Here is a 20,135-nt window from a genome sequence, read left to right as displayed (position 1 = left end):
CTCAAAGTTTTTTAGCCGACGTTACGAAGAACGGTTTCCAGTCTGCCGACAATCTCGACAATTTCATCTTCGGTTGCGGTAAGGGAAGGGCGTACCTTCACCACGTTGCCGAAGCCGTAGCGGGACCCACGCAAAATTAGGCGCTGATCGGAGAAGGCCCGATCGATAATCGAATTGGCTTTTGCCACATCTGGAGCATCGTCGGAATCGACAATTTCAAGGCCCCACATTAATCCCACGCCCCGGGCTTCGCCAATGCAGCTGTATTTCGTCGCGAGTTCCTCCAGCAAATGACCTAATATCTCTCCTTTCGATTTGACAGCATCGAGGAAGCCCGGCTCGGTTACGACCTCCAATGTTGATTTGGCAGCCGTAACCGAAATTAGATTGCTTCCGGATGTGAACGAGTGCTCATGCTTCTCCAGAACATCCAGACGGGATTGCATGATGACGGCAGCGACCGGAACGCCGATCCCGCCCAATCCCTTGGCTAGTGTAATAATATCCGGCTTAATATCGAACAGCTCGCTGGCGTACATATACCCGGTTCGGCCGATTCCGGTCTGCACTTCATCGGCAATGAGAATGATATCATGTTCATCACACAGCTTGCGCAGAAGCTGGAAATACCCTTCAGGCGGAATAATATTGCCGCCATTGCCAAGAATCGGCTCAATAATCATGCAGGCAACGGAGCCAGAGCTTGCATATTCAATAGAATCGGAGATCGCTTCAATGCATTGGTAACCGCAATCGGGTCTGGAGGAGTTAAATGGGCATCTGTAGCAGTAGGGAGCAGGTACATGAAGAGAATTGGGAGCAGATGAGTTCGGAAACTTTTTGCGACGGAAGGCGTTGCCGGATATGCCGGTCGCAAATTGGGTCTGGCCATGGTGGGAGAGGAAGAGGCTGATAATGTCGCTGGCCCCGGTATATTTCTGGGCAATTTTGGTGGCGCATTCGTTGGCGGTTGATCCCGTAATATCCCGCATCCAGCCTGCGTTGATATCGTTGGGCGCATATTCGGTCAGATGGGCAAGCACTTCATTCACATAAGGCTCGGTAAACGTGGAGGACATGTGAGCGAGCTTGCCAACCTGCTCCTGCACTTTCTCGACAACATGAGGATGATTATAGCCCAAGGACAGATTAAATGTTCCGGATACGCCATCGATATACTCTACACCTGAATCGTCAATTAACTTGATTCCTTTTCCATATCTGAACCGGTCTTTCGTTATTGTTTGCATAATCTTCCCTCCAAATGGTTAAATGGTTAGACTGTTCCCTGACGTTTTGCTCCGCATATTCCATTGGTAAGACAACCCGATTGCCAGAAGCAATACAAGGCTAAAACCTGCTAAAATCCAGATCGCGCTGCTCGCAGGCCATCTTGCCATTCCCCAGCCGATTCCATACTGCAGGACGGCTCCGCCAATTCCTCCGGCTGCAATGAGGATGCTGGTTGTTCGTTCGGTCATTCCGGGAATGAGAGAGTTGGCATAGACAAGGGTGATCGAGAAGAGGCCGCACATACAAATTCCAATTGCGAAGATAAGCAGGTAGGTGGCAATTACATTGGAGATCAAAAGCATGGCAATCGTAAAGAAAAGTGTGCCTATTGTACTCCACAGCAGAAATGGGATATACCGGATGGACTCTGCGATTTTCCCGACAAATAGACGGCCGATAACCATCGCAACCCAAAGCATGGTCACACTTAATGACGCCACAGATTCATTGACAGAAGCAGTTTCGATGAGAATGGACGGAAGAAAATTCATAAGCCCGAGCTCCAGGCCCATGTAGATGAAGAAGAAAAAGACAAAGATAGTCAGCAGACTAAGATGTCTGCGCTGATAGCGTTTCTTGTGTGCAGGAGCCTCCGGGCTTTCAATGCTTTGAATGCGGAGAAGCTTAGAGCTCTCAGCCGGCATTGTAATCCATAGAAGCATAAGTACAAGTGTAATCACTGAAGTGCTGAAGAACGTAAACTGCCAGACGTCAAAGCGGATGTACAGACTGGCTGCGATCGGGATAAGCAGGGCACCGACACCGAAGTAGACGTCCAGCTTGGTCATGGCGACCGCTTTACCCTGTTCGGCGAACTCAATTGTGAATGCCCCAATGGAAGATTCGATCATGCCGGAGCCAAATCCGATGATGATCGTCATGCACACGACCCAGATCCACATAGGCAGAAAGCCAATGACCGCACAGGCAGCCGTGATACTGATCAGCGCAATCAGAAGCATGGACTTTCTGCCGAGCCGGGCGGATATCATCGGAGACACAAGAACGCCAACCAGAAAGCCGATGAATTGCAAAAACAATAGCGTTCCCCCATCACTGTAATCACGCCCGTAATGCTTCAGCAGCGTAGGCAGTAAAGGACCCAAAATGACACTTGTAATTCCGATAAGCAGATAGAATCCACAGCTTAAAACAAACAGTCTTCTCAATAATCCTCCTCCTCTAATTCTAGTAGCTCTTCAAAAATATGGGTGAAACTTAATATAATTTATACCATATAGACTAACAAATAGAAATAGACTTTGTGTTAACTTTGGACACGGGTTGTTAAAATTTTATAACCCCAATTTCATTGGGATTTTTTATGCAATTGAATTGTCAAGATGGATAAAAATAAGAATCGAGAAAAAGAAGATGAGGAAAATTTATGTAGAGAGGACTCGAAGAAGGGGTGTAGCAACACTTTGATACGACAAAAATAGCGTTTTTACATACATATATTACATTATTATCCATAAATCAAAATAGCTTATAGTGTTGTTCTTATTTCATATATACAAACAATCCCATGGAGCGTAATGATGAACCATGACAGGTCCAATCTTAACTTCTCCATGGGATCTATGGGGGCTAAATAAAAGGATGGTTACAGCTATTGAAATTCGCCCTTTTCAGGCATAAGCGGATCATACAAAATTTCGATGGAACCGAGTTTGACACGTTCGTCCCACGGCTTGGACGGGCATTCCATATTCAGTTCCGTAATTTCATACTCATACTTGTTCGTCAGGGGCACAAGGTACAGGCATAGCTTGACATGTCTTGCCCGTGGCGGTACTTTCTCTAAATTCCCTCCTTCTACAGATGTATTTGATTCTTGTGTAGAATCACAAATATACATGGTGACGTAGGACAGATTTATCTCAACCTCCTGGTAATACAATCTGCCGCTTGGTTCCCCGAATAATACACAGCCGGTTACGGTGTTCGGTTTGCCTTGTGTTTTATGTTTGACATAGATCCAGAATTCCCCCCAGTTCGAATGTGTCCACACGTAATTCCATGCATGGTAACAAATGGTCTCCAGTGTCGGGGGCGTGGGGATAAAGGGTGCATTGGGCGTGTAATTTGGCGGCCATCCGATGGTGCTTGTTTGACAGGCATGCGATGATGCAATTTGATGTTCCAGAACGATCGCTCCTTAAAATTGAAATATTTGTAAGTTATATGTATGCAGATGCCTATCGAATGTTCCGTTTTTGACTGGAACGTATGATTGAATTTATACTTGCATTTTGCAAGTTTTTATTATATATTGGTTAACAGATGAAGGAGGGCGTGCTATGGAAAGTAATCCAAGAGAGTTGCTCCAAATGACTGCAAGGCTCTTCGGCCTGTTAAATAAAAACTGCTGCAATATTGGGGAGTATGAGATTTCAACCATCCAGAGTCATATCATGTACGAAATTAACCGGCAGCATGAGCCTTCGATGCAGCAGATTGCAGATGAAATTGGCATGGATATTACAACATTCAGCAGACAAATCCAAACGTTGACGAAAAAGAAATTAGTTAAAAAGACTGCTTTGCCCGAGGACCGCAGAGTTTATATTCTTCAATTGACGGAAGAGGGCCAATCTGTCTCATCAACGATTGATAAAATCATGAATGATTACCTGGAAGATGTCTTTTCCCATATGAATGAATTTGAAAAAGAGACGGTTCTACGTTCCATTCAGCTTCTGAACACAAGCATGCTCAAATCCAAAATGTGCTGTACACCGATGGGGTAATGAAATCATTACTCCACACTTTAAAATTAATACTTGCATTTTACAAATAATTATTAATAATGACTCTGTAATTAAAGAGGTTACCCATGAATAACACATACGCACTTCTGCTTGTTCTTGCATCGGCAATCATGCATTCCGTATGGAGTTTGCTAATCAAAAGAAGCGTTCATAAAATTAGCTTTTTGTGGCTCATTCAAGTCATTGCAACCATCGCTTTTATGCCCTTCTTGGTATCCGAATTGCGGACAGCCGAACTCGATTTTCAAAACTATATATTCATATTCATTTCCTTTTTGTTTCAAAGCGTGTATTTGCTCCTCCTTGCTTACGTGTATAAGGGAGGAGAAATGTCGCAAGTTTATCCGTTGATGCGCGGGACTGCCGCGTTGCTGATCCCATTGACAAGCATCATTTTATATCATGAGCGTTTATCGTGGCCCGGCTGGCTGGGGTTAAGTCTAATTGTAACCGGCCTGATTGCGATCAGCGACATCTTCAAGCATCGCATGGATAAGCTTCTATTACTACTTACAGGAGGTGTTGGTGTTGCGATAACAGGTTATACGTTAATCGACAAGTCTCTTCTCAGCGTAATGTCCCCTGTGGCACTGTTGCAAATTTATAATATTGCCGGCTGTACTGCATTGATGATCCCGGCTCTGCGCAGCAGAACTGTAAAACAGGAATGGCGGACTAACAAGTGGTTTGTTCTATTGGGGGCCATGGCTGCTCCCGGATCTTACTTCTTATTTCTTATAGCCATGAAGACTGCGCCTCTAAGCTATATTTCACCGATTCGGGAATTGAGCATTGTCTTTGGCTCTCTGCTAAGCTGGTTCGTTCTAAAAGAGGGGCAAGGTCTACGGCGTGCTGCATACTCCATGCTCGTATTCTTGGGAATTATGATTATGGCCATATTTCATTAGATTATAAATTGGAGGAACACGATGAATAAAACAGAACACAAACAAACAATGGATCATTTGCCAGTTGTTATTATTGGTGCAGGACCGATCGGCCTTGCCGCTGCCGCACATTTGGCGGACAGACAGATAGAATTTCTTCTTCTTGAGTCAGGCTCTCAAATCGGTCATCATGTTGCGGAGTGGGGACACGTTCGCCTGTTCTCGCCGTGGCAATATAACGTGGATGCCATTGCTGCAAGGCTTTTGTCATCCCGGGGCTGGGAGGCTCCTGAACCGGATGAGCTGCCAACAGGGGAGGAATTGCGGGACCGGTACCTGCTGCCTTTGTCCCGGTTGCCAGGCATCCAATCTCAGATTTTGCTCAATACCAAAGTTATAGCTGTAAGCAAAAAAGATACCGACAAGATGAAGTCTGCCAATCGTGATCTGCTGCCTTTTGAAATCTATGCGGAAGCGAAGGGGGAGCTTAAGCGTTTTGAGGCCAGAGCTGTCATTGATGCCTCAGGAACCTGGGGCAACTCGAACCCGTTGTATGCCAGCGGGGTGTGGACAAGTGAAGAGTATTCGGCGGGAGAACGTATCTTCTACGGCATTCCGGATCTCAGAGGGAAGGATAAGTCCCGCTACTTGAACAAACGTACCGCCGTTGTCGGAGGAGGGCATTCTGCAATCAATACGCTGCTTGAGCTTGCTGATTTGAAGGAATCTGACCCGGCAACAGAAATTGTCTGGATCATGCGAAAGAACAAAGTGGAAGATGCGTATGGCGGAGAGGAGCAGGATCAGCTTGCTGCAAGGGGAGAGCTCGGGGCCCGAATTCACCACTTGGTAGATGCAGGGCAGATTGAGGTGGTCACTCCATTTAGAATCCGTGAAGTGAAGCTGCAGGATGAGAAAATGACGATTAGCGGCTTGCATCATCAATCCTTATTGGATATAAGGGACATCGACAGAGTGATTGTGAATGCAGGCAGCCGGCCGGATATCTCCTTTTTAAGCGAACTCCGATTGAGCTTGGATCAGGCTACTGAAAGCGTTGCCGCTCTGGCTCCTCTTATTGACCCCAATGTTCATAGCTGTGGAACTGTACGCCCGCACGGGGAAAATGAGCTGCGCCATATAGATAAAGGCTTCTATATCGTTGGAATGAAGAGCTATGGGCGTGCTCCAACCTTCCTGATGACAACCGGCTACGAGCAAGTCAGGTCTGTAGTTGCCTATTTGGCAGGGGATTATGAGGCTGCAAAACGAGTTGAACTCAAATTGCCTGAAACGGGGGTATGCAGCATTCGCAATACCACTGCCAATCCGGCGGGTACGTCGTGCACCACTTCTGCTGCTGTTCCAACGGAGTCAAATAGCTGCTGCGCTTCAGAGAGCATTCCGGTTCGTAAAAACGACAAAAACTGTTAGAATATAAGCAAATAGGGACGGATAAGGCGGGAGGTGGCCTTATCCGTTTTTGTATAATGTTTTGTATGATGACCCTAATTTTGTATGACCAAGTGAGAAGCGACCTGAGTCTGGTGCCGGATATTGGTACCTGTTCCCGGCTTTGACCTGGAGAAGAATCTGCAGGTTTCGGCCCCAGGCCGCTCGCTGGCTTCGCTTCCTGCTATTGTAAAAATTGGTCCAGCGCCTGCAGCAGGCCTTGCGGATCTTCCTCCGGAATAAGATGCCCGCATGGCAGCGGGTAGCCCTGAACATGGCTGGCATGTTGCTTCCACATCCCCAGCACATCAAAATACAGGCCGATCGTTTCCTTCTGCCCCCACAACACCAGGAGCGGCTGCGCTGCTTTTTGCCCGTTAAGCGATTTTTCAATCTCAGCGTCAATCGTTACAGATGCGCGGTAATCCTCGCATACCGCATGAATGCTGGCGGGATTCCGATAGCCGCGAAGGTATTCGGCGTATGCTTCTGGTGTAACGGCTCCAGTTGTTTGGTTCATTTCAGACAATAGGGTACTGATATAGAGTTCGAGTGAGGCATTAATCATTCGCTCAGGGAGAGGAGCAGGCTGAATTTGCAGCAGCCAATAGAAGAAGGCGGTCGCAAAGCCTTGGCTGAGATTGGCAAACAGTTCCCTGATCGGTGCGACGGACATGACCACTCCGCGCTCAACGGTTTGCGGCGCATCCAGCATCATCTGGAACAGCACTCTGCCGCCGCGGTCATGGCCAACCGCCTGGAACTTCTTGAATCCGAGCTGCTGCATGACCTCCAGCTGATCCCGTCCCATTTCCCTCTTAGAATAGGCAATATGATCCGGACCTCCGGGCGGTTTGCTGGAATCTCCATATCCCCGCAAATCTGTCAGCACCACGGTATATTTTTCTGCGAGGGTAGAGGCTACCTTATGCCAAGCTACATGTGATTCCGGGAAGCCGTGAAGCAACAGCAGCGGCGGGCCGTTTCCTCCAATGAGCGTATTGATCGTTGCACCGCTTGTGTGAATAAACCGCTGCTCAAAGCCCGGGAAAAAGGTCAGATTGGCGACTTGGGCTGGGGCAGCGGATTGCTGAGATGCTTGAACCGCCTGTACATAGGGATTGTCACCGTCCTCAGTATAGAAGTTGGACATTTACATTCACCTCTCTCATAGATTACACTCCTTTAGACATATTCACATACAAGTTTTGTCAGACATATTGATCATCATTTCTTGCAACAAATAACTGTAATTGAAATCGATTTCAAAATAGTTATATACTCCTATTGCAATTATTGGCAGTATCCTGTATAACTATATTTGTTAGCGCTTTCATATAATAAAAAAAGAAATCGATTTCATTTTATGTTTGGACAGGCAGAACCTTCTTGGATAGAGGAGGTGGCAGCAGCAAGAGAGGAGAGAAATCGGAAGTTTGATTGTCAAAAATCCAAAATGAGAGGGCGTTTTTGAAGTGAAACGATGGAAAAAAAGCGCAATTGCATTGCTGGCAGCTGTAATGATTTCCGGGACATCCTATAGTTCCCTGTCCGTCTACGCAGCCAATGAGCAAGCCGAGGTATGGATTTCTACGTCTGATCCCTATTCTGAGCCTGCTGTAGGGTTAAGCCCCAATGCCAGACTCAATCGGATTGCAGATCAAAATTTCAGCCGTAATGCCGGGGGTGCGGACTTCACGATTACAGTCAATGAAGGAACCACCTATCAGCAAATGGACGGATTCGGGGTATCGTTGACAGATTCGTCGGCCTGGCTGCTCAATTACAAGCTGGACAGCAGCAAGCGTGCTGAAGTAATGGAAAGGCTGTTCGGACAGACGGGTATTGGAATGAGCATGCTCAGGCAGCCGATCGGAAGCTCGGATTTTGCCTGGTTCCCTTATACGTATGCGGATACGGCAAACGATACATCATTAAGCCAGTTTACAATTAACCGCGATAAATTTTATATTATTCCGATGATGAAGGAAGCAATCGCCAAAAACCCGAGAATCAAAGTAATGGGATCACCGTGGAGCGCCCCGGCCTGGATGAAATATTCCAACAGCCTGAATGGCGGCAAACTGAGAGCCGAGCACTATGGAACCTATGCTAACTACTTCAAAAAGTATATTGAAGCTTATCAGGCGGAAGGTATTCCAATCTATGCAGTAACGATTCAAAACGAGCCGTTGTATGAGCCATCCCACTATCCGTCTATGGGAATGAACGTTCAGGATCAAATTGGATTTATCGGCGACTACCTCGGGCCAACTCTTCGCAATTCAGGCATCAATACTAAAATTATTGCCTTTGACCACAACTTCCTCGACTGGAACTTCCCTAACTCTGTGATTACCGCCCTGAAAAATAACGGGAAAGGCCAGTATGTTTCAGGCAGCGCCTTCCACCATTATGACAGCGGTAACGGGTCACAAATGACGTCCTTGCGCAATAATCATCCGGATAAGGAAATTTGGTTCACAGAGGGCGGCTTCGGCAACTGGAATGATCCTCAGAACGGTACACACTCAGGCTTTGATAATATGATGAACGAATTCATTAATATTACGAGAAACTGGTCCAAATCCATTATTACCTGGAATGCGGCCCTTGACCAAAGAGACGGTCCGGCGCTGCTGTCCCCAAACAGCGGAAATAAAGGAATGATCACGATCCGAAATTCCGATAATCGCAATGATGCACCGGAAAACAATGTGACGTATCACAAGCAGTTCTACCTGCTCGGACACTTCAGCAAATTTGTTGTGCCGGGAGCCTACCGTATTGACAGCAATACAGGCTCTGAAATCAAGAGTGTTGCCTTCCGCAATCCGGACGGGTCCAAAGTTGTTGTAGCATACAACTCCTCAAGCTCCTCCCGCAACGTGAAAGTGCAATGGGGAAGCCAGAGCTTTAATGTTACGGTTCCAGGAAAATCTGCTATGACGTACAAGTGGAATGGAACGGTATCCTAGCGCACAGCATTCAGATTAGTAGAATAATCACCCGCAGTGATGGAGCAGGCAGCTCTTCAGGCTGCGGGTGATTTTATTGTCGTGAAATCATCATAAATCCGGGGGAGTATGGCGCTCTTTTCATGTTAGTGTATTATTGAAAAGATTCTATCTTTTGGAGGAGATTCGATTGTACCTTCATCGTGCGTCCATATTTGATTACCAACAAATGGAAGAAGTTCCGGACATGAAATGTAATCGTTTTCAAGATCGATATCAGGAAGCAGAACCCTCAATATGCGCTTTTATTCCCGAAGAAAATCTGAAAGATCGTCTTTTACATGATGCGGCTGAATTATCGGCAGGGTTGAACAGTAAGAAAGAGTTGCCCCCTTTATGGGGACTGCCTGTCGCAGTCAAGGATTTAATCCATGTCGACGGCTTGCCCACTCGTGCGGGGTCTAATCTTCCGCCGGAAATTCTCACTTCGCATGAGGGTTCTTTGATAGCTGCTCTTAGGACCCAAGGTGCTTTATTTGCCGGAAAGACGGTCACAGAAGAATTTGCTTATCATAGCGTTATTCCTACCCGTAATCCCCATGATACTGAGCATACGCCAGGCGGATCGAGCGCGGGCTCAGCTGCGTCTGTAGCAGCCGGGATATGTCCGTTGGCGATTGGGACACAAACGCTTCGTTCGCTTATCGCTCCGGCGTCTTTTTGCGGGGTGGTCGGCTTCAAGCCAAGTTACGGGCGCGTTCCTATTGATGGTACGATACAATTATCGCCTTCAATGGATACCATCGGTTTTTTTACCCAAGATATTGCGGGATTAGAGAATGTAGCTTCGCATTTAATTCCCCGTTGGCATTCTTTCTATTCCGATCGTAAACCTGTACTTGGTGTTCCCAATGGCGTCTATATGAGCTTTATGTTTGACGAGGTAAGGCAAATCTTTGAACATCAGCTTCTGGCCTTGGCTAAAGCCGGCTATATTATTTGCCGCGTGGATATGCCATGGGAGGATTCATTTATTGCGGGTGATGCAATGCTGAGAATGGTCCAGGCAGAAATGGCCCAGGTTCATAAAGACTGGTTCAATGAATACAGGCACTTATATGGGGACTCCGTCAAAAATGCTATACGATCCGGGCAAAAAATTCCGCCTGACGAGTTAGAGCACAGCCGGAGAGGCCAATTAGAGCTTCGTTTGAAGCTGGAGGAGGTGAGAAGGCAGCAAGGGATCGACATATGGGTATCTCCTGCGCAAGGAGGAGTGGCTCCAAAAGGATTTGACTGTACAGGATGGTCCGGGATGACCTCTGTCTGGTCGTATGCCGGCTTGCCTGCAATCAGCATCCCTGCTGCGAAAATCAACGGTCTGCCGCTAGGCTTCCAGCTTATTGGCAGTTTTAATAAGGACGAAGAGTTGTTATTCTGGGCCGATGGGGTTGGGCGGGAGCAAGGCTTGGGCAACTGAGACCGTAACACTGAACACCCGCTCCGGTACACATATCGTTGCACCGTGGCGTTACTGGGCGACTTTAACGTAGACAGACTGGAGCGGCTCCCTTTTAGAACTGCTTTTATTTCAAAAATTCCTGTTTTTTCACTTATAAGGTTGAATTTTAAAAAACGATATGGTAAGATTACGGTAATTTAATGACAGGGGTTGACTGGAATAATGGATATTTCTTGCTAATTGGTATTAAATAATAAGACATATTTGAGTGGCGACTAATCATCGCTTATTTAATTGTTTTGTTATTTCCAATGCAAGAAAGTTACTTATTCTGGTTAACTCAAGCGAATATGAAATCCAGTTCCTCAATTCTGTATTGAGCTGGGTTTATTGTATTTATTTGAGCTACAAGAATGTAACTTTCTTGTAGCTCATTTTTTTTGGAATATAAGATGTATAAGTTTCCGTAATAAAATATCTTATACTTCTACGCTAAAAGAAGCTTTTGTTTGTCTGACTAGGGACGGCAAAGCCAAGGGGGACCTATTTAATGTCATTAATTAATGTTTCGAATTTAACGTTTGCCTATGACGGCAGCTACGATAATATATTTGAAAATGTCAGCTTTCAGCTGGATACGGATTGGAAATTAGGCTTTACTGGAAGAAATGGAAGGGGTAAGACGACCTTTCTGAATCTGCTGCTCGGAAAGTATGAGTACGGCGGTACAATATCTGCGAATGTCAGCTTTGATTATTTCCCTTTTCAGATCGGAAACAAGGATGATAACACCATTGATATTGTAGAAGAAATCTACCCGGACTATGTCCTCTGGGAGCTCATGCGGGAGCTTTCATTGCTAAAGGTTTCCGATGATGTCCTGTATCGGCCTTTCAGTTCCTTGTCGAACGGGGAACAAACAAAGGTCATGCTGGCTGCATTGTTCCTGAAGGAAAACAGCTTCCTTCTCATTGATGAGCCTACCAACCATCTGGATATGAAGGCCAGAGAACTGGTCAGCCATTATTTGCGTTCGAAAAGCGGATTTATTCTCGTCTCCCATGACCGGGCATTCCTGGATCATTGCGTCGATCATATTCTGTCGATCAACAAGACCAATATCGAGGTTCAGAAGGGCAATTTCTCGGAATGGCGGGAAAACAAGGAGAGACAGGATAACTTCGAGCTTGCGGAAAACGACAGGCTCAAAAAAGATATTAAACGCTTGTCTGACGCGGCAAAACGAACGAATAACTGGTCGCATGAGGTGGAAAAGACCAAAAATGGAACGCTTAATTCCGGCTCCAAGGTTGACAAGGGCTACATCGGGCATAAGGCTGCAAAAATGATGAAACGCTCCAAATCCATTGAACAAAGGCAGCAGTCTGCGCTTGACGAAAAATCCAGGCTGCTCAAAAATATCGAAAGCTCGGAAAGTCTGAAGATTACCCAGCTTGCATTTCACAAGCAACAGCTTGTTGAACTGGATGATGTCTCGGTTTATTACGGGGACCGGAAGGTATGCGCGGATATCAGCTTTGCGATTGAGCAGGGGGACCGCATTGTGCTGTCAGGAGCGAACGGCTCGGGAAAATCGAGTATTATCAAGCTGATCTGTGGCGAGGAGATTGATTATAAGGGGACATTCCGCAAGGGAAGCCAGCTTAAAATTTCGTATGTCTCGCAGGATACCTCCCACTTGCAGGGTAACCTGACCGATTATGCACGAAGCCATGATATCGACGAAAGCCTGTTTAAGGCCATTCTGCGCAAGCTCGATTTCTCCAGGCTGCAGTTTGAGAAGGATATATCGTCCTTTAGCGGGGGCCAAAAGAAAAAGGTACTGATTGCAAAAAGCCTCTGTGAGCGTGCACATTTGCATATTTGGGATGAACCGCTCAATTTTATTGATGTCATCTCCCGCATGCAAATTGAGGATTTGCTGCTGGAGCATTCGCCTACAATATTGTTTGTTGAGCATGACAAAGAGTTTTGCAGCAATATAGCGACCAAAGTGGTAGAATTTTAAATCCATCGTTACAGATTCAAAAATTAAAATATGATTGTCTGCTTCGAACAAAAGAAGCGGATTGAAAGGAAGGGATAAAGATATGTTTGAAATGGAAGTTGTAGCTGATTATGTGGATCTGTCATCTCATTGGCTTGTTGGCATGGTTCACAAAAAAAGGAAGCGGCTGCCGGAACTTTATCCTTCTATAGATCAGTACGCGAAGTGAGGGCCTACGGCCATCACTTGATGTTATGTATCGTATAGTTTGGTTAATGTAAAGCGCCACGGATTCAAGCCCGTGCTCTGTGGCGTTTTTCTCCCGTCAGCTGTAAAGGAGAAAAACATGAAGCCAAAATCCAAATATGAAAAGATTCAGCATACAGTGTCCAATTTGAGACAACCAGCTTACAGATATACGCAAATTATGGACGCCATTTTCAAGCAAAAAATCGGGGAATTTGACCAGATGACGATGATTCCCAAGGTATTGCGGGAAGCCTTGATCAAGGAGCTGGGGAATAATGTGTTGAGTGTCCAGCCGGTAATAGAAAAGACATCGAATCAAGTGTCTAAAATTTTGTTTGCCGTCTCGGGCACAGAACGTGTGGAGGCTGTGAGACTCAGCTATAAGCGCGGATGGGAGTCCTATTGTATTTCCTCGCAATGCGGCTGCGGATTTGGCTGCAGCTTTTGTGCTACAGGCACGATCGGGTTAAAGAGAAACCTGACAGCGGATGAGATTACCGATCAATTATTGTATTTTCACCTGAACGGACATCCCTTGGATAGTGTTTCTTTTATGGGTATGGGGGAGGCTCTTGCCAACCCGAATTTATTTGATGCGCTCCATATTTTAACGAACCCCAAGCTGTTCGGGCTGTCGCACCGCAGAATTACAGTTTCTACGATCGGCATCCTCCCGGGGATGCCAAGGCTAAAGGAGGAGTTTCCTCAGGTGAACCTGACCTTCTCGCTGCACTCGCCATTTGACGATCAGCGAAGCCAACTGATGCCGATCAATCGGCATTTTCCGCTACAGGATGTGTTAACAGCGTTGGATGATCATATCCGGCATACGGGGAGAAAGGTCTATATCGCCTATATTATGCTTCGGGGAGTCAATGATTCACCCGAGCATGCGCAGGCAGTAGCTGAATTATTACGGGGAAGGGGAGCGAGGGAGCATCTGTATCACGTCAATCTGATCCCCTACAATACAACAGATGAGACGCCGGAAAGCTATCGGCAATCTGACCGGGAAAATATGAATCGATTCGTTAAAATTTTGAAGTCGAAAGGGATTCATGTCACCGTGCGAACCCAATTCGGATCCGACATTAACGCTGCCTGCGGTCAATTGTATGGATCAAAGTAGTTAACAGATTCATACAAACATATCACGACTCCGGAGGCTGCTCATCAGAATTAGATATTAATAAACAGTTTTTCAACCGCATATCGTTTTTCATGGACGCCATATGAAGAGCAAAGCTTGTCTAATGACAGCCTAAAGAAACTCAAGTTACTTTAGGCTGTCATTTTTATGGAGTAATACCATCAATAAAGGTGATGAATGCATAATCTTCAACAGTTCAGTGAAATTTATACTGGTTACACAAAATAATTGTTAAGGAGGCAACATGATGAGTAAAAATCATGGCAGTATCCAGCACGGAACAGAATTATACTCCCCGGAAGTTGCAGAACAGAAGGCGGAGAAAACAGCGACGATCCATTTCGCAGGTAAAGGTCCACAAAAGGTTAAGTATGTAGAAATTGAAGGACTGGCAATCATGGAAGGAGACATCGTAATTGCACCAGTAGAAGAAATAAGATCCAAGGAGGAAAGGGATACAACAGAGGACTTTGGTGCTGAATTTACGTTTGTGATGGAAGTGGGCGCACGCTGGCCCGACGGAATCGTTCCCTATTTAATTGATCCTGCGCTTCCTGAGCCCGAACGTGTGCTAATGGCCATTGAGCATTGGAATACAAATACCATTATCCGATTAGTTCCACATACCGGAGAAACCAACCACATCCGCTTTATACCTGGATCAGGTTGTTCCTCTCCGATGGGAATGCAAGGGGGAGAGCAGTTTATTACACTGGGCAGCGACTGCACGAGAGGTAATGCCATTCATGAGATTGGCCATGCACTTGGAATGTATCATGAACAAAGTTCACCAAACCGCGATCAGTTTGTAGAAATCAAAATGGAGAACATCAAAGATGAAGCAAAGTTTAATTTTGACAAGGCAACCTTCCTAGAAGCCGGAACTATTGGAGATTATGATTATAATTCCATTATGCATTATGGTGCTTTTGCCTTTTCTAAAAACGGCGAGCAAACCATTATTCCAAAAATCGATGTTCAAATCGGACAGCGGAACGGCTTAAGCGAGCTGGATATTGCAGGAATCAATGCACTGTACGGTGATGTTCAAGATGAACATAACGAGCACCACACAATAGGCCTGCAAATGGCAGCAGCCGATGGAAGAGAACCTGTGCACCCGTAATTCTTTTGTAAAAACTATTAATGCAAGAAAAACTGAAACGGGGTGAAGGATGCACACTATAAATGTCAATGAAAAGTCTGTCGAGCTGCTGCCTTATAAAGCAGAGGATGTCACACATCCGATAAGGGAAATACCAAAAGGAATTCAAATGATTCAAGCCCCTCTCTTCTGGGAAAAGGGCCAGTATGGACGGGGGGTTATCATTGCTGTTCTGGATACTGGCTGCGATATTCAACATCCGGACTTGAAGGAACGAATCGTAGGCGGCAGGAATTTTACGGATGATGATAGTGGAGATCCTGAAAAGTTTATTGATTACAATGGACACGGTACACACGTAGCCGGAACAATTGCAGCAACCAAAAATGATCAAGGTGTAGTAGGTGTTGCGCCTGAAGCAGGCTTATTAATATTGAAGGTACTCAATCGGAAAGGCCGGGGGAAAGCGGAGTGGATTGCGCAGGCAATTGACTATGCGATTGAACACCGTGTTCAAATAATTAGCATGTCACTTTCTTCCTCCGCCTATAGTAGTGCCATGCACGATGCAATTAAACGAGCCGTAGAGCTTGATATCATTGTTGTATGTGCAGCCGGAAACAGCGGCCGTGAAGAATACAGATACCCCGCAAGCTACAATGAATCTACATCTGTGGGTGCTGTTGATTTCACGAGGAAGGCTCCTTATTTTTTAACGCAGAACAATGAGGTTGATTTGACTGCACCTGGAGTCAACGTCTTATCGACATTCCCTCTGGATCTGGTTCCGGATAAGGATAACCCTTACAAAGTTTTATCGGGTACCTCCATGGCGGCTCCTCATGTTACAGGGGCGCTTGCTTTGTTGCTTAACTATTGTCAAGATACTTCTCAGTTCAACCGAAAACTGACAGAAGCAGAGCTTTATGCGCAAATTGTAAAGCGAACCATCCCGCTGGGAAGTGATAAAACAATAGAAGGTAATGGGCTGCTTTATTTGACCGCAAATGACATTTTAGAGAATTTCATTCAGAAACACCCACCTGATTTAAATCAATACGGTTAGTCAGATAAAAGAAATATGAGTCCCCAATTATAATTATAAAAAGCGGGAAAATTGGAGGGATAAAAAATGGGAAAACAGCTTATTGTCATGACTAAGCCAGACTTATCGGATGATATGGATATTTCTGGATATTTAATTATACCGGCAGATATAGTGGATTTGCTTGCAGTAGAGCAATCACATATAGAGCCAGTATTTCAATTTCAGATGCAGGCAGGGAGCAAAGATATCATGATGGATGCCGATCAGTCGGTTGTTACTGATCTTTTACGTTTCCATCGAGTTCTTGCACCGGATGAAAAGCTCGATGCTTTAGCGAAAACCCTTAGGGAACATTCATCTGTAGAGGCTGCATTTATTAAGCCGGAGGCGGAACTGGCAAGGGCTTCTGAAACTATACCGGAGGACCACATACCGGAATTCATGGCAAGACAAGGCTATCTCCATCCGGCTCCGGAAGGAGTTGATGCCTTTTATGCATGGACAGTTCCCGGTGGACGGGGATCCGGGGTTCAAATTATTGATATTGAGGGTGCTTGGCGATTAACTCATGAGGATCTTGTACAAAATCAAGGTGGCGTTGCCGGAGGATTTCCATCACCTGACATCAGGTACAGAAATCATGGAACAGCTGTATTGGGAGTTGTGAGCGGAGATCAAAATTCACTGGGGGTCACAGGAATTTGCCCGGATGCCCAAGTACGAGCAGTTTCAATTTTTGACGCAGATGGAAACATGGATACGGCACGTGCAATTGTTCAGGCGGCCAATTTACTAGGACGCGGAGACATTCTATTAATTGAAATCCATCGGCCTGGACCCAAATATATTGGGAATGGACAAATGGGTTTTATTCCTATTGAATGGTGGCCCGATGATTTTGCTGCAATACAGTTTGCTACCAGAAAAGGAATTATCGTTGTTGAAGCGGCAGGCAATGGTGGCGAAAATTTGGATGATCCTGTGTACAATACGCCAGACTCAGGCTTCCCTGTTTCGTGGAGGAACCCGTTTAATCGTCAAAACCGGGATTCAGGAGCTATTGTCGTAGGTGCAGGGGCACCTCCCGAAAGAACGCATGGCCGTTTTCACGGGCCAGATCGTTCCAGGCTTGGATTTTCCAATTACGGCCAAATAGTAGATGTTCAAGGATGGGGAGAAGAAGTCACGACAACGGGGTATGGCGATTTACATCGAGGGAGTGGAGAAGATCAGCAATTTACGGACCAGTTTAACGGGACCTCCAGCGCATCTCCTATAATAGTGGGAGTTGTAGGCTGTTTACAGGGAATACTTCTTGCGAAAAGAAAGCCGCGGTTAACTCCTGCCAAGGCGCGTGAACTTTTACGTGAAACGGGTTCTGTACAACAGGATGCCCCGCTTAGACCACGAACACAACGAATTGGCAATCGTCCGGATTTACGCAGTTTGATTTCCAGAATATAGATTACTCTTTATTTTTGCATGTCATTGAATAGAATTGTAGGGCAGGCAATGTGACAAATTGCCTGCCACGGTTAGGGATTCTATCCATGTACGAATCATTTGAAAAAATGTTGACGACTCTGAAAACGTTTTGATATATTAAGTGTGCAAAGAGCTAATCAAACCAAATACTTAAAGAAAAGGAGGGAAACCTGTTGCCTGTAAATATCAAAGATGTAGCCGAGAGAGCAGGAGTATCCATTTCAACAGTATCCAGGGTGCTGAATAACGGAAAGTATGTAAAGCCGGAAGTGAGAGCCGCGGTCAAGCAAGCGATTGAAGACCTCGATTTTGTTCCGAATAGCATTGCCCGCAGCCTGGTGCGCAAGAAGACCAATTTGATTGGCGTCATCGCATCGGACATTTCGACCAGCTTCTTTTCCTCCACGCTCAGTTATATTGAGGAAGAGGCCAGCCGGAATCGTTATAACATCCTGGTTGGGAATATTAAAGAGAATCTGGATAAGGAATTGAATTACTTGCAAGTGTTCAAGGAAATGCAAGTAGACGGCATGATCATTATGCACGAGATGATGAACAAGCCAATTGAGCGTTTTCTTAGTACGCTTACGATTCCGGTCGTATTTTGCAGCGCCAAGCCAAGCGCGTCTGTCAATTGCCCCTCGGTCAACATTAACGATAAGCAGGCAGCGTATGACACAGTGAAACATCTGGTCTCCCTCGGCCACCGCAACATCGGTTTTATTGGCGGAGATACCCGGGAAATCTCCACGGGACAGCATCGATATGCCGGCTATCTGGAGGCACTTGCAGATGCTGAAATTGCAGTGAATCCGGATTGGATCGGGTTCGGCAATCTCAAAATGCAGGATGGATACGACATTATGTGTTCTTTTCTTGCAAGGGAGCAGTTGCCTAGTGTTGTCTTCGCAGTAAGTGACGATATGGCGGTTGGCGCACTGAATTGTATTGTGGATAATAAGCTGCGCGTACCTGAAGATATTTCGCTCGTCGGATTCGATGATTCCGGTATTACGGAGACGGTACGGCCAAAGCTGACTTCGCTGCATCAGCCGATCCAACAAATCGGGGAGATGAGCGTGGATATTTTGATTAAGATGATTGAAGGGAATGCTCCGGGTGTCAAGGAAATCGTCCTTCATCATAAGCTCGTAGAAAGGGACAGCTTGAGAAGTTTGCTGTAAGGGTCATCCCCTTTTCTTTCGCTCAGTCTGGTAACGTTGCCAGGAAATCGAATGTTAATATTTTGTTAAATCCTTTTAATTACTTCTGGTAACGTTGCCAGACTTGAAGGATTTGAATGATTGGAGGGAACAGCTTTGGAACCTGAAAAAAAATACGATGTCCTGCTTGCCGGTGCGGGAAATATTGATATCGTCGTCAGTGGCTGCAATGCCATTCCGGAGCCCGGGCAGGAAATTCGGGTTCCGGGTATCTCATTCCACATTGGCGGCGGTACTGCCATTAGCGGGCTGGGCATAGCCAAGCTCGGCATGCGTCCGCTTATTACCGGACTGGTCGGTGACGACTATTGTGGAAGGTTCATCATCGATGAACTGCATCGTTACGGAGCAGCTACAGAAATTGAATTCAGCAAAACCCGCAGCACGGGAATCAGCATTGCATTTAATCCGGAAACGGACAGAAGCTTTATAACTTATGACGGTTCTGTCACAGAGTTTTCCTTGAAGGATATTAAAGAGGAATTGCTCTCTCAAGTCCGGCATATTCACTTGACCGGTTACAATGGCCGCTCCAATCATGAGGAATACATGGCTTTTGTACGAAAGGCGAAGCAGCATAATGTGACGATATCCCTGGATGCAGGCTGGGATGAAACAGGCGAATGGTATATGGGCATTTTCGAGCTCATTCAAAATGTGGATGTATTTTTCGCCAATGAGCCCGAGGCCGCTCATTATGCCCACCAGTCTGATGTGAGGGCAGCCCTTTCCGCCTTTGCTGCCCATACGCCAACTGTCGTCATTAAGCTTGGAGAACTGGGAGCGATAGCTGCCCGTGGGGGAGAGATCGTCGGTCATCCTGCATACCGGATGGCTGTAGCAGATACGACTGGAGCCGGGGATTCCTTTAACGCCGGATTTCTCTATGGATATCTGCGGGGTGATGATCTTGCAAGCTGTCTGCAATATGGCACCGCCTGCGGCTCGCTTTCGGTTACAAAGCATGGGGGAAGTGCCGGATTTCCTACAATCGCTGAATTGACCACATTTTTGTCTAAGAGCACGCCATAAGCAATTTTGC

At 46.0% G+C, this 20,135-nt stretch carries 16 protein-coding genes and 1 pseudogene; 13 read left to right on the top strand and 4 right to left on the bottom strand.

Features of this window, described 5'->3' with window-relative positions:
- Positions 1–11: 11 nt before the first annotated feature.
- The 3 genes from H583_RS0128885 to H583_RS0128875 all read right to left on the bottom strand — a co-directional run bounded on the left by H583_RS0128885 (position 12) and on the right by H583_RS0128875 (position 3,307).
- The gene (locus tag H583_RS0128885) at positions 12–1,250 is read right to left on the bottom strand and encodes an aspartate aminotransferase family protein (protein ID WP_028563524.1); all 1,239 of its coding nucleotides are present in this window, start codon (positions 1,248–1,250) and stop codon (positions 12–14) included.
- An 18-nt stretch (positions 1,251–1,268) separates the two neighbouring features.
- Positions 1,269–2,462, bottom strand: coding sequence for an MFS transporter (locus tag H583_RS0128880; RefSeq protein ID WP_028563523.1), 1,194 nt, complete (start codon positions 2,460–2,462; stop codon positions 1,269–1,271).
- Positions 2,463–2,905: 443 nt separating this feature from the next.
- Positions 2,906–3,307 carry a hypothetical protein gene (locus H583_RS0128875; protein ID WP_028563522.1) on the bottom strand — a complete coding sequence of 134 codons (402 nt, stop codon included), beginning with the start codon at positions 3,305–3,307 and terminating at the stop codon, positions 2,906–2,908.
- Between the two features lie 289 nt (positions 3,308–3,596).
- On the opposite strand from H583_RS0128875, the gene H583_RS0128870 reads away from it, so the two are divergent.
- The 3 genes from H583_RS0128870 (at position 3,597) to H583_RS34675 (ending at position 6,388) form a co-directional block, all read left to right on the top strand.
- Positions 3,597–4,046: a MarR family winged helix-turn-helix transcriptional regulator gene (locus H583_RS0128870; RefSeq protein WP_028563521.1), complete on the top strand. Its 450-nt coding sequence runs from the start codon at positions 3,597–3,599 to the stop codon at positions 4,044–4,046.
- Positions 4,047–4,132: 86 nt separating this feature from the next.
- On the top strand, positions 4,133–4,975 hold the full coding sequence (locus H583_RS0128865; RefSeq protein ID WP_028563520.1) for an EamA family transporter: 843 nt from the start codon (positions 4,133–4,135) through the stop codon (positions 4,973–4,975).
- Positions 4,976–4,996: 21 nt separating this feature from the next.
- On the top strand, positions 4,997–6,388 hold the full coding sequence (locus H583_RS34675; RefSeq protein WP_081667645.1) for an NAD(P)-binding domain-containing protein: 1,392 nt from the start codon (positions 4,997–4,999) through the stop codon (positions 6,386–6,388).
- 202 nt (positions 6,389–6,590) lie between these two features.
- On the opposite strand, the gene H583_RS0128855 is transcribed toward H583_RS34675, so the two are convergent.
- Positions 6,591–7,559, bottom strand: coding sequence for an alpha/beta fold hydrolase (locus tag H583_RS0128855; RefSeq protein ID WP_051237187.1), 969 nt, complete (start codon positions 7,557–7,559; stop codon positions 6,591–6,593).
- A 322-nt stretch (positions 7,560–7,881) separates the two neighbouring features.
- Between H583_RS0128855 and H583_RS0128850 the strand changes: the two genes are divergently transcribed.
- The 10 genes and pseudogenes from H583_RS0128850 (at position 7,882) to H583_RS0128805 (ending at position 20,125) form a co-directional block, all read left to right on the top strand.
- Entirely contained in the window at positions 7,882–9,384 is a 1,503-nt protein-coding gene (locus tag H583_RS0128850; protein ID WP_028563518.1) for a glycoside hydrolase family 30 protein, read from the top strand.
- 208 nt (positions 9,385–9,592) lie between these two features.
- Positions 9,593–10,843 (top strand): amidase, encoded by a 1,251-nt coding sequence (locus tag H583_RS34670; protein ID WP_342663563.1) that lies wholly within the window; start codon positions 9,593–9,595, stop codon positions 10,841–10,843.
- Positions 10,827–10,907 (top strand): annotated as a pseudogene (locus tag H583_RS37745) (cyclase family protein); the annotation flags it as partial. The gene H583_RS34670 and the pseudogene H583_RS37745, both read left to right, overlap by 17 nt.
- Positions 10,908–11,375: 468 nt before the next feature.
- Entirely contained in the window at positions 11,376–12,854 is a 1,479-nt protein-coding gene (locus tag H583_RS0128840; protein ID WP_028563517.1) for an Lsa family ABC-F type ribosomal protection protein, read from the top strand.
- Between the two features lie 325 nt (positions 12,855–13,179).
- Positions 13,180–14,211: a Cfr family 23S rRNA (adenine(2503)-C(8))-methyltransferase gene (locus H583_RS0128830; protein WP_028563516.1), complete on the top strand. Its 1,032-nt coding sequence runs from the start codon at positions 13,180–13,182 to the stop codon at positions 14,209–14,211.
- A 268-nt stretch (positions 14,212–14,479) separates the two neighbouring features.
- Complete coding sequence (locus tag H583_RS34665; RefSeq protein WP_051237184.1) at positions 14,480–15,358, top strand: M12 family metallopeptidase; 879 nt, start codon at positions 14,480–14,482, stop codon at positions 15,356–15,358.
- 49 nt (positions 15,359–15,407) lie between these two features.
- Entirely contained in the window at positions 15,408–16,403 is a 996-nt protein-coding gene (locus tag H583_RS0128820) for a S8 family peptidase (protein WP_028563515.1), read from the top strand.
- A gap of 66 nt (positions 16,404–16,469) precedes the next feature.
- Positions 16,470–17,849, top strand: a complete 1,380-nt coding sequence (locus H583_RS0128815) for a S8 family peptidase (protein ID WP_028563514.1) — start codon at positions 16,470–16,472, stop codon at positions 17,847–17,849.
- 194 nt (positions 17,850–18,043) lie between these two features.
- Positions 18,044–19,054, top strand: coding sequence for a LacI family DNA-binding transcriptional regulator (locus H583_RS0128810; RefSeq protein ID WP_028563513.1), 1,011 nt, complete (start codon positions 18,044–18,046; stop codon positions 19,052–19,054).
- 135 nt (positions 19,055–19,189) lie between these two features.
- On the top strand, positions 19,190–20,125 hold the full coding sequence (locus tag H583_RS0128805; RefSeq protein ID WP_036711376.1) for a carbohydrate kinase family protein: 936 nt from the start codon (positions 19,190–19,192) through the stop codon (positions 20,123–20,125).
- The last annotated feature ends 10 nt before the right edge of the window (positions 20,126–20,135 follow it).

The organism is Paenibacillus pinihumi DSM 23905 = JCM 16419, assembly GCF_000422505.1.
In the GTDB taxonomy this organism is placed as follows: domain Bacteria; phylum Bacillota; class Bacilli; order Paenibacillales; family Paenibacillaceae; genus Paenibacillus_D; species Paenibacillus_D pinihumi.
This window is presented reverse-complemented; position numbering and strand designations above follow the sequence as displayed.

Bases quoted from the DNA above. Each gene is read 5' to 3' on its own strand.
- H583_RS0128885 (WP_028563524.1), bottom strand. From the start codon at position 1,250: ATGCAAACAATAACGAAAGACCGGTTCAGATATGGAAAAGGAATCAAG.
- H583_RS0128870 (WP_028563521.1), top strand. From the start codon at position 3,597: ATGGAAAGTAATCCAAGAGAGTTGCTCCAAATGACTGCAAGGCTCTTC.
- H583_RS0128865 (WP_028563520.1), top strand. From the start codon at position 4,133: ATGAATAACACATACGCACTTCTGCTTGTTCTTGCATCGGCAATCATG.
- H583_RS34675 (WP_081667645.1), top strand. From the start codon at position 4,997: ATGAATAAAACAGAACACAAACAAACAATGGATCATTTGCCAGTTGTT.
- H583_RS0128855 (WP_051237187.1), bottom strand. From the start codon at position 7,559: ATGTCCAACTTCTATACTGAGGACGGTGACAATCCCTATGTACAGGCG.
- H583_RS34670 (WP_342663563.1), top strand. From the start codon at position 9,593: ATGGAAGAAGTTCCGGACATGAAATGTAATCGTTTTCAAGATCGATAT.
- H583_RS0128840 (WP_028563517.1), top strand. From the start codon at position 11,376: ATGTCATTAATTAATGTTTCGAATTTAACGTTTGCCTATGACGGCAGC.
- H583_RS0128830 (WP_028563516.1), top strand. From the start codon at position 13,180: ATGAAGCCAAAATCCAAATATGAAAAGATTCAGCATACAGTGTCCAAT.
- H583_RS34665 (WP_051237184.1), top strand. From the start codon at position 14,480: ATGAGTAAAAATCATGGCAGTATCCAGCACGGAACAGAATTATACTCC.
- H583_RS0128820 (WP_028563515.1), top strand. From the start codon at position 15,408: ATGCACACTATAAATGTCAATGAAAAGTCTGTCGAGCTGCTGCCTTAT.
- H583_RS0128815 (WP_028563514.1), top strand. From the start codon at position 16,470: ATGGGAAAACAGCTTATTGTCATGACTAAGCCAGACTTATCGGATGAT.